The sequence below is a fragment of the Saccharothrix hoggarensis genome (assembly GCF_042678885.1).
GTDB classification, from domain to species: Bacteria; Actinomycetota; Actinomycetes; order Mycobacteriales; family Pseudonocardiaceae; genus Actinosynnema; species Actinosynnema hoggarensis.
The window spans coordinates 1-14,693 of the sequence record NZ_JBHTLK010000184.1; the positions used below are offsets into that span (position 1 = coordinate 1).

A 14,693-nucleotide genomic window follows, 5' to 3' on the forward strand; every position below is an offset into this window, starting at 1 on the left:
CCGCCGCGCCGGACCGCCGGGCGCGGGCGACGGCGGGGGGTGCTCGCAGCGGGCGTCGCCCGCGGCGTCCTCGTCCGTCGTTTCGGCGCGGGCTGCTCGGGAGTGTTTTCCGTGCTCACGATCAGCATTGTTCCCCAGAACGGGCGACTCCGCGCTGATCGGAGCCGACTACGAGGTGAACTCCGCGTCACACCGGCCGGGTCACACCGGCCGCAGGACGCCCCGCACGTCACCGGCCTCGTCGCGCACCAGTGTGACCCGCTGGCCGGCCCGCAGCGACCGCCAGCCCCCGCGCGCCACCGCGTCGGCCGACACGTCCACCAGCACGCCGTCGTCCCGCAGCACGGTCGCTGAGCCGTCCGGGTGGTGCGCGCTCACCGTCGCCTGCTCGGCCATGCGCTTCGTCACGTCCCCAAGCTAACCGATCGGAGGGTGGTGACCACGCCGGCGTCCCTGCCACGCTCCGGAGTGACCCCGTCACCGGAGGGAGTGGGCATGAGGGTTCTGGCAGGGGTGGTGACCGCGTCGCTGCTCGCCGTCGCCGGAGGGCTCGTCGGTCCCGGCACGGCGTCCGCGTCGGTCCCGGAACCGGGACGGCAGGCGGGGGGCCTGGCCGCGGCGGCCAGGAACGTCGAGCTGCGCGCGGCGATCCCCGAGACCGAAGGCGCCGTCTCCATCAACTTCCTGCAGTACCGGCACCGCGACGTCATGTTCCTCAGCGGCACGTTCGGGCTGAAGACCTACGACGTGACGGACGCCGACCGGCCCCGGCTGCTCGACCACCTGACCAAGCCGGAGCTGGCACTGCCCGGCGACGACCCCGAGCAGCGGTTCTGGGAGAACGAGGACGTCACCGTCGACCCGAACCGCAAGCTCGTGTTCCTGGCCCGCGAGCGCAGCGCGTTCGGCCGGCAGCCGGGCAACGAGCGGCCGACGGGCGTCTACTTCGTGTCCGCGGCCGACCCGGAGCGGCTGGAGCTGCTGAGCTTCCAGCCGATGGGCACCGGCCACATCACGACGTGCGTCAACGACTGCTCGTACCTGTGGACGACCGGCTACGACGGCACGCCGTCCACCGACCCCGACACCTACCGGCGGTCCGGCAAGGTGTTCGTCACCGACATCCGCGACCCGCGCGAGCCGGTCACCCTGGCCACGTACGTCGACCTGAACCGCAACCAGGGCGAGACGCACATGACGCACGACGTCCAGGTGGACGCGGCGGGCATCGCGTGGGTGGCGGGCACGGGCGGCACGCGGGGCTACCACACGCGCGGTTGGCACCGGGACCCGTTGAGCGGGCAGGTGCGGGAGGCGACGGCGTACGACCCGATCCCGTACGCGGGCGGTGCGGCGCCGAAGCTCGACATGCCGACGTCGTTCTCGCACAACTCGTTCCGGCCGGTCGGGCGGACGCTGAAGGACGGGCCCAAGCCGTCGCGGGAGCACCCGGCGGGCAGCCTGCTGCTGCACACCGAGGAGGCGTTCGGGTCGGCGACGTGCGAGGACCAGGGCCGGTTCGTCATCTCGTCGCTGGAGGGTTCGACGGACGGCGAGTCGTGGCGGGCGACGCCGGAGCGGCCGTTCCACCTGAAGACGGTGGGGGTGTGGTCGCCGGACGACCAGGAGGGCACGCTGCCGGGGCCGGACACGTTCTGCTCGGCGCACTACTTCGACGTGCACCAGCGGATCGTGGCGTACTCCTGGTACGAGCAGGGGACGCGGTTCCTGGACATCACCGATCCGGCGCACCCGATCCAGGTGGCGTACTGGCGGCCGGAGGGCGCGGTGTCGTTCGCGCCGTACTGGCACCGGGGGCGGGTGTTCGTGGCGGACCTGGCGCGCGGCGTCGAGGTGGTCAAGCTCACCACGGCGGCGTACGAGGCGCAGGCCACGCACACCAACGTGGGGTGTTCCAAAACGTGCAGCGCGGCGGGCTCCGCTGCGCCATCGAAGCGACGCTCACGCATCGCAATCCTCGACTCCTTGGTCGACCATACGAACGACAGCGCGTGTTCCGCTTGGCCGCGGCCATGGGGGTCGACGCGGTCCTGGTGACGCCTCGCTGCGCCGACCCGCTGTACCGACGCAGCATTCGCGTCTCGATGGGCACGGTGTTCCAGGTCCCGTGGACGCGGATCGACCCGTGGCCCAGCGGGATCGACCAACTCAAGGCGGCTGGCTACGTCGTCTCAGGCATGACGCTGGGAGACGGCGCGATCACTCTCGATGAGTTGGTCGCCGAGGATCATGACAACCTTGCGTTGGTGTTCGGGACTGAGGGACACGGGCTCGAGCCGCAGACGGAGAAGGTACTCGATCGACGCGTCACGATCCCGATGGCGGGCGGGATCGACTCGCTTAACGTCGCGGCGAGCTCCGCGGTGGCGTTCTACGCGACGCGGTAGCGGGTGGTGTCCCAGCGTTGTCGGCGGCATCCGGCAGGATGTGAAGTAGTTACGAAGGACTGGAGCATCAACCTGTGAGCAACGAGTTGCGAGCGCTCCTCGCGCGCGTCGAGGAGAGCGACCCGGACACGGCCAAGGAGCTGCGCCGGCACTTCGACGCACTGCAGAGCAGGCGGCAGTTCGGGCTGAACTTCGAGCGACACACCCCGGAGTCCGTCGCGCTCACGGGGCGACCGATCTCCGTGGGCGACAAGGTGCGCTTCCTGCCGCCGTGCGGCGAGACCGAGGTCGAGTCGAAGGCGAACTGGATTGTCACCGCCATCTCGGGGGCCAAGAGCAAGCGCGTGGCCAGCCTGCTCGACCCGAGAACCAAGGAGGAGACCACACGAGCCCTCGAAGACCTGGTCTTCGTCGCGGACTTCCGCGATCCGATCTATCCGGGCCTCGTCTCGACCGGGAAGGTCGAGCGCGGCGGCGACAAGCCGTTCCACGCGGTCATCAACGCCGAGAACTATCACGCGCTCGAGGCGATGCTCTTCACCTATCAGGGCAAGGTCGACTGCATCTACATCGATCCGCCATACAACTCGGGCGCGAGGGACTGGAAGTACAACAACGACTACGTCGACGGCGAGGACTCCTACCGGCACAGCAAGTGGCTCGCGTTCATGGAGCGGCGGCTGAAGGTCGCGCGTCGACTGCTGGACCCTCGTGACTCCGTGTTGATCGTGACCATCGACGAGAAGGAGTACCTGCGTCTCGGGCTGCTCTTGGAGCAGTGCTTCCCGGAAGCACGGATCACGATGGTCAGCAGCTCGATCAACTCCGCCGGTGCGACGAGGAAGGGCACATTCGCGCGCGCGGCCGAGTACCTCTTCTTCGTCCAGCTCGGCGTCTCTCGGCCGGAGCCGCAGGTCCTCGATGCCGAGTGGAATGCTGTGAAGACCGACAACAAGAAGGACCTCTACTGGAGCCGTCTGATCCGGAGCGGGGCGGACTCGGCGCGCGCGGACAGCGTCAACCAGTTCTACCCCGTCTTCGTCCGGGACACCCCAGAGGGGCCCGTCTTCGTCGACATCGGCGAGCCCTACTACGGGCAGGACCGCACGGAGGTCGATGCGCCCGCGGGCGCAACGGCGGTGTGGCCCATCCGCAAGGACGGGTCTGAAGGGCGGTGGCGCATCAGCGCCACGATGCTGAAGGGGCTCGTCGCGAAGGGGCACGCTCGCCTCGGCGGGTGGCGAGAAGGAAGCACGACGGTCTACTACCTGAAGCAGGGCGAGAGCGCGAAGGTCACCAGGGGCGACTTCCAGGTGACGGGTCATCGGGCGGACGGGTCGGTGATCACAGACGCCTCGTCCTACGAAACCCGGTTCCTGCCCACCGACGTCTGGCGCATCACCAGCCACGATGCCGGAAACAGCGGCAGCCGGCTCATCAGCAAGCTGCTCCCCGGTCGGAAGTTCCCGTTCCCGAAGTCGCTCTACGCCGTAGAGGATGCGCTCCGGTTCTTCGTGTCGCACAAGCCCGACGCGCTGATCCTCGACTTCTTCGCCGGCAGCGGGACCACCGCGCACGCCGTCATGCGCCTGAACAGGCAGGACGGAGGGAGACGTCACTCGATCTCGGTCACCAACAACGAGGTCTCCGCCGACGAGCAGAAGGGGCTCGTGAAGAAGAAGCTCCGGCCGGGCCACCCGGACTGGGAGGCGCTGGGAATCTGCGACCACATCACCAAGCCGCGTATCGAGGCCGCCATCACGGGGCGGACTCCGGCCGGCGACCCGATCAACGGCGAGTACAAGTTCGTGGACGAGTTCCCGATCTCTGACGGACTGGAGGAGAACGTCGAGTTCTTCACTCTGACCTACGAGAACCCAGCCCTGGTCGAGGCCGACATGGCGTTCGAGCGGATCGCCCCGCTGCTGTGGATGCGGGCTGGCTCCGAGGGCCGTCGTATCGACGAGCGCAGCAACACCTTCGACGTTGCCGACACCTATGCCGCGCTGTTCAACGTAGACGCGTCCAGGGAGTTCCTCGCGGCCGTCGACAAAGTAGAGGGTCTGCGGATCGCCTACATCGTCACCGACGACGAGACGCAGTACCAGGCCATTGCGGGGCAGTTGCCCGACGCCGTCGAATCGGTGCGGCTCTACGAGTCCTACCTGCGCACGTTCCAGATCAACACCGGGAGGGCCTGAGCGATGCGCTTCACGCTGAAGGACTACCAGACGACCGCCGTCGGCACGATCCTCACCACGCTGGGCTATGCGCGTGAGGATTGGCACGGCCGGCAGCGGCGCACGGCTTTCGCTCTCTCGTCCACCACGGGCTCCGGCAAGACAGTGATCGCTGCGACGGTAATCGAGGCGCTCCTGCACGGCAGCGACGAGTTCAACGTCGAGCCCGATCCGTCTGCTGTCGTGCTCTGGGTATCGAAGGATCCGGCGCTGAACGCCCAGACGAAGAGCCGCTTCATCGAGTGCGCCGACCGGATCCCGGCCGGCGACCTGGTGCTCCTCGACAAGACGTACTCCGAGGAGTCGCTGCAAACCGGAACCGTCTACTTCATCAATCCGGATAAGCTCCGCGACCGGGCGGACTTCGTCAAGCACACTGACACCCGGCACTTCACGTTCTGGGAAATTCTCGCCAACACGATCAAGGACCCGGACAAGACGTTGTACATGGTCCTCGACGAGGCGCACGAGGGCATGAAGTCCCCGACGAGCACCGAGCAGACGATCGTGCAGAAGATCATCAACGGAAACGGCGTCAACCCGGCCGTGCCGATCGTCTGGGGCATCTCGGCGACTGTGAAGCGGTTCGACGAGGCGATGACGAAGGCCGACGCGTTCACGAAGGAGAAGAACGTCGTCATCGACCCCAAGGACGTGCAGGACTCCGGCCTGCTGAAGAACGCGCTGACTCTCGACATCCCGGATGAGGACGGCGACTTCTCGACCACCATGGTCCGTGACGCCACGCTCGACTTCGTCGAGATCTGCGAGGCGTGGGATGCCTACTGCGACGAGCAGGGCATCGACCGCGTCGTGCCGCTGCTGGTCGCGCAGATCCCGAACAAGAGCGCGGGAGAGCGCGACACCGAGAAGGGGCTCAAGGAGGAGGACGAGATCATCCACCTCGTCCTGGAGACGATCCGCAAACATTGGCCGGACATGCCCGCGGATTGCGTGGCCCATGTCCTCGGCGACAGAGCGACCATCGAGGTCGGCGCGTACGAGATCCCGAAAGTCGCCCCCCAGGACGTGCAGCACGACCATCGCATCCGGGTCCTGCTGGCCAAGGACGCGGTCTCGACCGGCTGGGACTGCCCCCGGGCGGAGGTCCTCGTCTCGCTGCGCCCAGCTAACGACGACACCTACGTTACCCAGCTTCTCGGGCGCATGGTCCGCACTCCGCTGGCTCAGGAGACCAGCGTCGAGCGCCTCAACGCCGCTTCCTGCTACCTGCCCTACTTCGACAAGCAGACGGCGAAGATCGTCGCTGAGGAGATCATGGGCATGCGCGAGCCGCGCTCGGGCGAGCGCGGCGCGGCGGTCAGCAAGGTCATGCTCAAGCCGGTCACGCTGCAGCGCAACCATGACGTGCCCGACGAAGTGTTCCGGCTCATCCGGGACCTCCCGTCGTTCCGGAAGCCGGCCGCTGCGCCGCGTCCGATCAAGCGAATCCTCAAGGCTGCACAGGCGCTCGCCCAGGACGAGCTGGTCGCCAACGCCGACCATCTGGCGCACGAGGCGATGTTCGACGTCCTCGACAGCATCATCTCGGCCAACCTCGACGACGTCGAGGCACAAACCAAGCTAATCATGACGGCGGACATCCGCCGGATCCTGGTCGAGCGGGGCAAGGGCGAGGCGTCGGACTCGACCGACACCCGCGATGCCGACGCGGCCACCGTCGACGACGCGCTGCGGCACCTCAAACGCATACTCACTTCCTCGGTCGTTAACCGCTACCTGGGCCGCAACATTCAGGTAGCGATCAACGACGCGTACGAGGAGGGCGATCCGACCGCCGTCGACATCACAGCGATCCGAGCGCGCGTCGCCGCCCTGGCATTCATCGACGCCAACGTGCAGAAGCGTGTGGAGGACGCGGCCGACTCGCTGACCCGCCTGTGGCTGACGACCAAGGAGAACGGCATCGCAAGCCTGCCCGACTCGCGGAAACCGACCTACGAAGCGATCCTGGAAATGGCTCGAGAGCCGGAGCGTGACGTCGTCGAGATCAAGACTGATGAGCGGGTCGACTCCGTGGACACGGACATGAATCCGCTTCCCGCCGAGAAGAAGCATCTGCTCTCGACGGCCGAGGGAGACTACCCACTCGAGCAGAAGATGGCGAAGAACCGCTGGGAGCGGGCAACGATCAAGTACGAGCAGAGCCTCGGCACGCTCGAGGGCTGGTACCGGAACCCCTCGACGGCGGGGAAGCACTCGCTGCGGATTGCGCACAAGTCGGGCGAGTCCTGGAAGTCGGTGCAGCCGGACTTCGTCTTCGTGCACCTCGTGGACGGCGAGCTGCGCCCGTCGATCATCGACCCGCACGGTGCGCACCTGGGCGATTCAGCACCGAAGCTGAAGGCGCTGGCGGAGTACGCGGACGAGTACGGGGAGGAGTTCGACCGGATCATCGCGGTCGGGATCGAGAAGGACGGCATCCTGCAAGGTCTCGACCTGAAGAGCTCGAAGATCCGTCGCGCGGTCTACGAGTCGCCGGCGGACAGCGACTCTATCAAGCGCCTCTACGAGGAGCACGGCACGAAGTACACGATCATTCCAGAGGAAATCTAGACCGGTCGAAATGAGGTGATGTGGCGACAGGCTATGAGCGGTACAGGAAGCACCCGGTCTGGAAGAACCTTCAGCTCAAGAAGGACGCCCCTGGTGGCCGCGCGCTACGACGACGCCGCTTCTGAGCAGAGCCGGCAGGACATCATCTAGTGGCTCGATGAGGCCGACATGACAAGGCGGCGCTTCAGCCGGCGCTGTACCTCAGCGCGCTCGACGGCCTTAGCGCCGCGCTCAATCAGCTGCCCGTGGACACCGCGCAGTTGCGTCAGTTCGTGGTCAACCGGCAGCACCCCGGCCAGTCGCACCTGCAGCTGGAGCAGGCTCTGCGGGCACTCCCATTGCGGCCGCGCAGGGACCTCAAAGCGTCCTACGTCGACCAGCTCGACAAGGAGGTCGATGCGCGGGGCTACTACGCGACGCGGTCGATGAGCTGAGGCGAGGCAAGGACGGACGGCACGATGGATTTGACACCGCTAACCCAGATCCTTATCGCCGTGGCGACGCTTCTCGCGTCGCTGGGCGGGTATTTCTTCGCTGGTCTGAACGAGCGACGACGCGACGAGAGCTCATCTCCGTGAGAGCGAGTCACGGCGCTTCGAACGCGCTGTCCAGCTGGAAAACGAGAGTCACGCGTTCCAGCGGGAGACGCTCTTGTCGCTGCAGGACGCATTGCAGACGATGGCGCGCCTGACAGGCAAAGCGATGCACTTCGATCACATGCAGGGCGCGAAGGAAAGTACACGCAACTCCCCGAAGGGCTCAGCGAGGAGATGCTCGGTGCTGGTGTTGAGGTAAGCCGGCTGAGTGTCAGGGTACTCGACCCCACGTACGTGCCGCCGTCAAAGAGCTGACTGAATTGTCGGCTCACCTTTCAACGCTTCCGACCGATCTGCAGGGTGCTCACCGGCGAGGATCTAGAGCGCCGCGGCAATGCGAAGCTGCGTGAGTTCGGGAACGGGTACAACGCTTGGTAGAGTTTGTCGGGGAAGCGGTACGCCGTGAGATTGATTGGCGACCCGCGTAGGCGACAACGGGGTGGGACCTTGACTCGACTACTAGGTGTATGAGGCCAGGACGTTGGTGACGCCGGTGTGGAGCCGGGTGGCTGGCGGTTGGTTTCCGGCGGCAGTGTGGGGCCGGCCGATGGTAGTTGTAGTGCACGTTCCAGACGGCCAAGGCGTCGGTGCGTTGTTGTTCGCTGCTCCAGGTCTGGGCGTGGAGGAACTCCTCGGTGAGGATGCGGTTGTAGCGTTCGGCCTTGCCGTTGTGTCGCGGGGTGTAGGGCGTGATGCGCTGGTGACGGGCTCTGAGCAGGGCCTTGGCGAAGTCGTGGGCGCGGTAACAGGAGCCGTTGTCGGTGACGACGCGGTGGATGTGGCCGATGCCGTGGGCGGCGAGGAACGCCCTGGCCCGGTGCAGGAATGTGATCGCGGTGACCGCCTTCTCGTCGGGTAGGGCCTCGGTGTAGGCCAGACGGGAGAACCCGTCGACCGCGGACTGCAGGTAGGTGTAGCGGCGCGGGAGCCCTTGTTCTTGGCGCGTTCGACCTGTCGGGCCTGCTCGCTGCCGCGGCCGTGGACCCGCCAGCCGCCCCCGTCGGGATCACGCCGACCTTCTTGACGTCCAGGTGCACCATGTGGCCCGGCCACCGAGCGGTGATCCGGCGGGGACGCCGGTTCTTCGCGCCGGTCGGAGCAAGGAATCGGCGACGGTTCAGGCCGAGGTGGGCCAGGTGCCGCCCGACGGTGCGCACGGAGATGCGGACGCCGTCGGCTTCCAGTTCCAGGGCGATGCGGCGGGCCGAGCACTTGTGGTCCCGGTGCAGTCGCTCGATGCGGGCCACGACCTCGGCGGAGGTTGCCGTGGGTTGATGGTGCGGGACGCTGGGACGGTCCGGCAGCTCTGCCTCGCCATAGCGGCGGTGGCGGTTGACCCACTTCGAGGCGCATTGGCGCGAGATGCCCATCTCGGCCGCGACGTGGGCGATCGGGCGGGTCTTGCAGCGTTGGACCAGGCGGTGGCGGCCTTCGACGGACAGCGGGGCGTTACGGTGGAGCACGGACGGGTCTTTCTGCTCGGCGGACGAGTTGGTCGCACTTCTCATCCTGCCGCCGGAAGACCCGTCCGCCGTTAGTCCCATCCCACCGTCACCAACGTAAAGACCCGCAAAAGCTAGCTGGCGGCGTTGGGGGCGCGCCGGATCGGCCGCGTGCCGGATCAGCCGCGGACCGGATCAGCCGCCGACCGGTGCCCGTGAGCGAGACCGCGGAACGGTCAGCCGGCCACCGGGCTGAACGCCGCCGCCGTGCGCGGCCCCAGGCCGAGCACCGCCGCCAGCCCCAGGTCTTCGGCCGTGTCCACGTCGTGCCGCAGCGAAGGCCACGGCCCGACGAGCGCCGCCGCACCGGACGCCGCGTGCGCCCCGGCCGACCCGACGCCGAACGACGGGTCGAGGGGGCCGCCCGGCGCGGACAGGAGCAGGGTCGTGCCGGTGCCCTGGCGGTCGGGGCAGAACGAACGGCCGCGGGCCGCCGCCAGCGCCGCCGCCAGCTCCACCGTCCGCAACGCCGGCAGGTCCGCCTGCAACGCGCCCACCACCGACCCGGCGTCCCGCGCCCGCAGCACCTCGAACCCGAACCGCAGCGCCTCGTTCAACCCCTCCGGTCCGGCCGTCGACTCCACGCCCAGCGCCCGCAGCTCCAGCGCCACCGCCGGGTCGGACGTGACCGCCAACACACGCCGCACCGCGGGCAACGCCGCCGCGATCGTGTCCACGGCGAACGCCAGCGCCAGCGCGGGCCGGTCGAACCCGGCACCCACCAGCCGCGATTTGGCCCGGTCCAGCGTCTTGACCGGCACCACCAGGTCCACGTCGGCTCCCACCCCGCCATACTCCCCGATGCCGGCCGGACCTGGCCGGGGGCTCGGGACTGATTGTCGCCTCCGGCGACGTGGGGAAGACTCCAGGTCCACGACGAAGAGGGAGTGCACGTGGCCAAGGAGAAGGGCGGCTTCTGGGTCGGGCTCGCCGCGGCGGTCTTCTACCCCGCCACCGCGATGATGGCGCGGCGGCGCAGCGAGGGCGGGGACAACATCCCGCGCACAGGCGGGGCGCTCATCGTGATGAACCACGTGTCCCACCTGGACCCGGTGTACGACGCCGTCCTCACGCACAAGCAGGGCCGCGTGCCGCACTTCCTCGCCAAGCACAGCCTGTGGAACGTCCCGGTGCTCGGCGCCGTGGTGAAGGGCGCCCGCCAGATCCCGGTCTACCGCGGCACGGCCGACGCCCAGCAGAGCCTGCGCGCCGCCCACGAGGCCCTGGAGCAGGGCCTCGTCGTGATCATCTACCCCGAGGGCACGATCACCCGCGACCCGGACGGCTGGCCGATGACGTCCCGCACCGGCGTGGCGCGGCTCGCGCTGGAGCACGACGTGCCGGTGCTGCCGGCCGCGCGCTGGGGCACCCGCGACGTCTACGACCACTACCGCAAGAAGTTCCGCCCGTTCCCGCGCAAGACCGTGGTGACGAAGGTCGGCCCGCCGGTCGACCTGGACGCCTACCGGGCGCAGCCGCAGAACCTCGCCTTGCTGCGCGAGGTCACCGACGTGCTGATGACCGAGGTCAAGGGCCTGCTCGCGGACATCCGCGACGAGCAGGCGCCCGACGGCTTCTACGCCAAGAAGGCCTGACGTGGACCGGGTCGCGGTGCTGGGCGCCGGGTCGTGGGGCACCGCCTTCGCCAAGGTGGTGGCCGACTCCGGCACGGACGTGGTGCTGTGGGCGCGGCGCGCGGAGGTCGCCGACGCCATCTCGACGAGCCGGGTGAACGCCGACTACCTGCCGGGCGTCACGCTGCCCGCCAACCTGTCCGCCACGGCCGACGCGGCGAAGGCGCTGGACGGCGCCCAGGCCGTGGTGCTGGCCGTGCCGAGCCAGACGTTGCGGGCGAACCTGACCGGCTGGCGGACGTCCCTGCCGGAGGGCGCGACGCTGGTCAGCCTCGCCAAGGGCGTGGAGCTGGGCACGTTGAAGCGGATGAGCGAGGTGATCCGCGAGGTCGCCGGCGTGCCGGAGGACCAGGTCGCGGTGGTGTCCGGGCCGAACCTCGCCAAGGAGATCGCCGCGGAGCAGCCGACGGCGACGGTCATCGCGTGCACCGACCACGACCGCGCGGTCGACCTGCAGCACGCGTGCTCCAACTCGTACTTCCGCCCGTACACCAACGTCGACGTGGTGGGCTGCGAGCTGGGCGGGGCGTGCAAGAACGTCATCGCGCTGGCGTGCGGCATGGCGGCGGGCCTCGGGTTCGGCGACAACACGATGGCCTCGATCATCACCCGCGGCCTGGCCGAGACGGCGCGGCTGGGCGCGGCGCTGGGCGCGGACCCGTTGACGTTCGCCGGGCTGGCCGGCCTGGGCGACCTGGTGGCGACGTGCGCGTCGCCGCTGTCGCGCAACCGGTCGTTCGGGGAACGGCTCGGCCGCGGCGACACGCTGGCGCAGGCGCAGGAGGCCGCGCACGGGCAGGTCGCGGAGGGCGTGAAGTCGTGCTCGTCGATCCGGGAGCTGGCCGCGCGGGTGGGCGTGGACATGCCGATCACCGACGGCGTGCACCAGGTGTGCCACGAAGGGTTGGACCCACGCGTGCTGACGGCGGCGCTGCTGGGCCGCGAGCGGAAGGCGGAACGTCAATGACCTGGGGTGACGGCACGCGGGTCGTGCACTCGACGCCGGCGGCGCCGGGCGAGCCGTTCCTGGCGGGACCGGTGTTCGCGTCGGCGTACCACCTGGGCGGCGACGACACGTACGGCCGGGCGCACAACCCGACGTGGCGGGCGCTGGAGACCGCGCTCGGCGAGCTGGACGGCGGCACGGCCGTGCTGTTCCCGTCCGGCATGGCGGCGATCGCCACGTTCCTGCGCGTGGTCCTGGGGCCCGGTGACGTGGTGGTGGTGCCGAGCGACGGCTACTACCTGACCCGCACGCTGGTCGCCGAGCTGCACGTGGACGTGGTCGAGGCGCCGACCGCCGGGCCGTACCCGTCGTTCGACGGGGTGCGGCTGGTGCTGCTGGAGTCGCCGTCGAACCCCGGTCTGGACGTGTGCGACATCGCGGCGCTGGCCGAGGCCGCGCACGCGGCGGGCGCGCTGGTGGCGGTGGACAACACGACCGCGACGCCGCTCGGCCAGCAGCCGCTGCGGCTGGGCGCGGACGCGGTGCTGAGCAGCGACACGAAGGCCGTGGCCGGTCACAGCGACGTGCTGCTGGGTCACGTGTCCACTTCGGACCCGGAGCTGGCGGACCGGGTGCGGGCGGCGCGGACGACCGGCGGCGCGATCCCCGGCCCCCCCTACTCGTGGCTGGCGCACCGCGACCTCAGCACGCTGGACCTGCGGCTGACCAGGCAGGCGGCGAACGCGGCGGCCCTGTACGACGCGCTGAAGGCGCACCCGGCGGTGCGCGGGCTGCGGTGGCCCGGCGCGCCCGAGGACCCGGCGCACGAGGTGGCGAAGCGGCAGATGCGCCGGTTCGGCGGGGTGCTGACGTTCGAGCTGGCCGACGCCGACGCGGTGGCCGCGTTCCTCGACCGGTCGCGGCTGGTGTTCGCGAGCACCAGCTTCGGCGGCCTGCACACCAGCCTGGACCGGCGCGCGCAGTGGGGCGACCCGGTGCCCGAGGGCCTGGTGCGGCTGTCCGCGGGCTGCGAGGACACCGCGGACCTGGTCGAGGACGTGCTCCGGTCGCTGTGACCGGCGTCTCCCCCTGACGGGTCCAGTTCGTGGGACGTGGTTGCGCGGGTGACGGCGTGCTGCCACCCTCGTCACCATGTCCTTCCGCGCCATGATCGACGGGCGGGGTCACATCGACCTCAGCCTGGTCGCCAGCGCGCTCTGTCTCTCTCGGTGATCGCCTCGCGTCCCGCGAGCCCGTGAGGCTCGCAACCACCCGAGTCCCGAGAAGGAACCATGTTCGCCGTTCCGGAGAACACCATCGCCCTGCCCCAGTCGCACGCCGCCCTGCACCCCGTGCGGATCGCGCTCGACGTGGCGGCCCGGCGCGAGCGCTGGGCCCACCTGCTCCGCTACGACCCCGACACCCGGTTCGCCGCGCTGGTGGAGAAGACGGACGAGCAGGAGGTGTGGCTGATGAGCTGGCTGCCCGGCCAGCGCGCCGACCTGCACGACCACGGCGCGACCAGCGGCGCGTTCACCGTGGTCAGCGGCTCGCTGACGGAGGTCGTCACGCCCGGCCCGACGCAGGTGCTGCACCACCTGGTGGCGGGCCAGTCGCGCGTCTTCGGCCCGTCGTACGTGCACCAGGTGCGCAACGACGGCGCCGACCCCGCCGTCACGATCCACGTGTACCGCGACGGCGGGCGCACGGTGCGGCCGGTCCGGTTCGACCCGCTGTCCGGGGTTACCTCCGCGCGGTGACGTGCGGCGGCACGTCCCACTCGCCGACCAGCGACGGGTCCGACTCGGGCTCGCCCCACACGGTGCGGACCGGCAGCACGCCCGCCCACCGCTCGTTGGCGGCGACGTCGTCCTCCTCGTCGCCGGGCGGGCCGCTGCGGATCTTCACCGACGCCTCGGTGAGGTCGAGCGACAGCACGGCGGTCGCGGCCATCTCCTTGGGCGTCGGCAGGCGGGCGTAGTCCCACGAGCCGGGCGCGATGTGCTCGGTGATGACGCGCAGGCCGTGCATCTTGGCGTCGTCGTCGGTGACCGGGACGGCGGTGCCGTGCACGACGGCGGCCCGGTAGTTCATCGAGTGGTCGAACACCGAGCGGGCGTAGACGACGCCGTCGAGGATCGTCACGCCGACGCACACGGGCACGCCGGTGGCGGCCGTGCGGAGGCTGCGCGCGCCGGTCGAGCCGTGCAGGTAGAGGGTGTCGCCGTCGCGGCCGTAGCCGGTGGGCAGCACCAGCGGCGCGTCGTCCACGACGACGGCCAGGTGGCAGACGAGGGCGGCGTCGAGAACGGCGTGCAGCGCCTCGCGTTCGGTCACGGCGCGGTTGCGCCCGCGCTTGATGGTGCTGCGGGGCGTCGGTGACAACGTCATGCGCTGACCTTCTCCGGTAAAGTGGCACCTTTCAAGAGCCAATTCTCGGCGATCTGAGGAGACCACTTTGGCGGAGACGGCGCTGGCGGTCGTCCTGGACCGGGCCTCGGCCGAACCCCTGGCCGTGCAGCTCGCGGACGCCCTGCGCGCGGCGGCGGCCGACGGGAGGCTGCGCAGCGGTGACCGGCTGCCCTCGACGCGGGCGCTGGCCGAACGGCTCGGCGTGAGCCGGACCGTGACGGCAGCAGCATACGAGCAGCTCCACGCCGAGGGCTGGATCGCCGGGCGGCACGGCTCGGGGACGTACGTCACGACGACGCCGCCGGGCGCGCTGAAGTCCAAGGCGCGCCGTGCCGCGGTGCCGGCCGCGCAGGCGCACGTGGTCGACCTCGCGCACGC

Annotated in this window: 13 protein-coding genes and 1 pseudogene; 10 read left to right on the forward strand and 4 right to left on the reverse strand. The window is 69.6% G+C overall.

All coding sequences use genetic code 11. The features are described from left to right. Positions 1 to 201: 201 nt before the first annotated feature. On the reverse strand, positions 202 to 408 hold the full coding sequence (locus tag ACFQ3T_RS26970; protein WP_380727190.1) for a hypothetical protein: 207 nt from the start codon (positions 406 to 408) through the stop codon (positions 202 to 204). A gap of 87 nt (positions 409 to 495) precedes the next feature. Here ACFQ3T_RS26970 and ACFQ3T_RS26975 point away from each other — a divergent pair, with 87 nt between their 5' ends. From ACFQ3T_RS26975 to ACFQ3T_RS26995, 5 genes are all read left to right on the forward strand, one after another. Then, complete coding sequence (locus ACFQ3T_RS26975; RefSeq protein ID WP_380727192.1) at positions 496 to 2,058, forward strand: LVIVD repeat-containing protein; 1,563 nt, start codon at positions 496 to 498, stop codon at positions 2,056 to 2,058. Continuing rightward, positions 2,013 to 2,408 carry a TrmH family RNA methyltransferase gene (locus tag ACFQ3T_RS26980; protein WP_380727194.1) on the forward strand — a complete coding sequence of 132 codons (396 nt, stop codon included), beginning with the start codon at positions 2,013 to 2,015 and terminating at the stop codon, positions 2,406 to 2,408. The genes ACFQ3T_RS26975 and ACFQ3T_RS26980 overlap by 46 nt, the downstream gene beginning before the upstream one ends. Positions 2,409 to 2,482: 74 nt before the next feature. Next, positions 2,483 to 4,609: a site-specific DNA-methyltransferase gene (locus tag ACFQ3T_RS26985; RefSeq protein WP_380727196.1), complete on the forward strand. Its 2,127-nt coding sequence runs from the start codon at positions 2,483 to 2,485 to the stop codon at positions 4,607 to 4,609. 3 nt (positions 4,610 to 4,612) lie between these two features. Then, positions 4,613 to 7,225: a DEAD/DEAH box helicase gene (locus tag ACFQ3T_RS26990; RefSeq protein WP_380727197.1), complete on the forward strand. Its 2,613-nt coding sequence runs from the start codon at positions 4,613 to 4,615 to the stop codon at positions 7,223 to 7,225. 245 nt (positions 7,226 to 7,470) lie between these two features. Next, positions 7,471 to 7,659, forward strand: a complete 189-nt coding sequence (locus ACFQ3T_RS26995) for a hypothetical protein (protein WP_380727199.1) — start codon at positions 7,471 to 7,473, stop codon at positions 7,657 to 7,659. A gap of 621 nt (positions 7,660 to 8,280) precedes the next feature. On the opposite strand, the pseudogene ACFQ3T_RS27000 reads toward ACFQ3T_RS26995, so the two are convergent. Then, positions 8,281 to 9,284, reverse strand: a pseudogene (locus ACFQ3T_RS27000) (IS481 family transposase). A gap of 215 nt (positions 9,285 to 9,499) precedes the next feature. After that, positions 9,500 to 10,108: a 2-phospho-L-lactate guanylyltransferase gene (gene cofC / locus ACFQ3T_RS27005; protein WP_380727201.1), complete on the reverse strand. Its 609-nt coding sequence runs from the start codon at positions 10,106 to 10,108 to the stop codon at positions 9,500 to 9,502. Positions 10,109 to 10,216: 108 nt separating this feature from the next. On the opposite strand from cofC, the gene ACFQ3T_RS27010 reads away from it, so the two are divergent. From ACFQ3T_RS27010 to ACFQ3T_RS27025, 4 genes are all read left to right on the forward strand, one after another. Next, positions 10,217 to 10,918 carry a lysophospholipid acyltransferase family protein gene (locus tag ACFQ3T_RS27010; RefSeq protein ID WP_380727203.1) on the forward strand — a complete coding sequence of 234 codons (702 nt, stop codon included), beginning with the start codon at positions 10,217 to 10,219 and terminating at the stop codon, positions 10,916 to 10,918. 1 nt (position 10,919) lies between these two features. Then, complete coding sequence (locus ACFQ3T_RS27015) at positions 10,920 to 11,924, forward strand: NAD(P)H-dependent glycerol-3-phosphate dehydrogenase (protein ID WP_380727205.1); 1,005 nt, start codon at positions 10,920 to 10,922, stop codon at positions 11,922 to 11,924. Further along, positions 11,921 to 12,979 carry a cystathionine gamma-lyase gene (locus tag ACFQ3T_RS27020; protein WP_380727207.1) on the forward strand — a complete coding sequence of 353 codons (1,059 nt, stop codon included), beginning with the start codon at positions 11,921 to 11,923 and terminating at the stop codon, positions 12,977 to 12,979. The genes ACFQ3T_RS27015 and ACFQ3T_RS27020 overlap by 4 nt, the downstream gene beginning before the upstream one ends. A 216-nt stretch (positions 12,980 to 13,195) precedes the next feature. Beyond that, the gene (locus tag ACFQ3T_RS27025; protein WP_380727209.1) at positions 13,196 to 13,663 is read left to right on the forward strand and encodes a cysteine dioxygenase; all 468 of its coding nucleotides are present in this window, start codon (positions 13,196 to 13,198) and stop codon (positions 13,661 to 13,663) included. Here ACFQ3T_RS27025 and ACFQ3T_RS27030 read toward each other — a convergent pair. Beyond that, positions 13,647 to 14,294, reverse strand: a complete 648-nt coding sequence (locus ACFQ3T_RS27030; protein WP_380727211.1) for a pyridoxamine 5'-phosphate oxidase family protein — start codon at positions 14,292 to 14,294, stop codon at positions 13,647 to 13,649. The two genes, ACFQ3T_RS27025 and ACFQ3T_RS27030, sit on opposite strands and share 17 nt — an antisense overlap. Positions 14,295 to 14,361: 67 nt before the next feature. Between ACFQ3T_RS27030 and ACFQ3T_RS27035 the strand changes: the two genes are divergently transcribed. After that, on the forward strand, positions 14,362 to 14,693 hold a 332-nt coding region (locus ACFQ3T_RS27035; protein WP_380727213.1), incomplete at its 3' end, for a GntR family transcriptional regulator.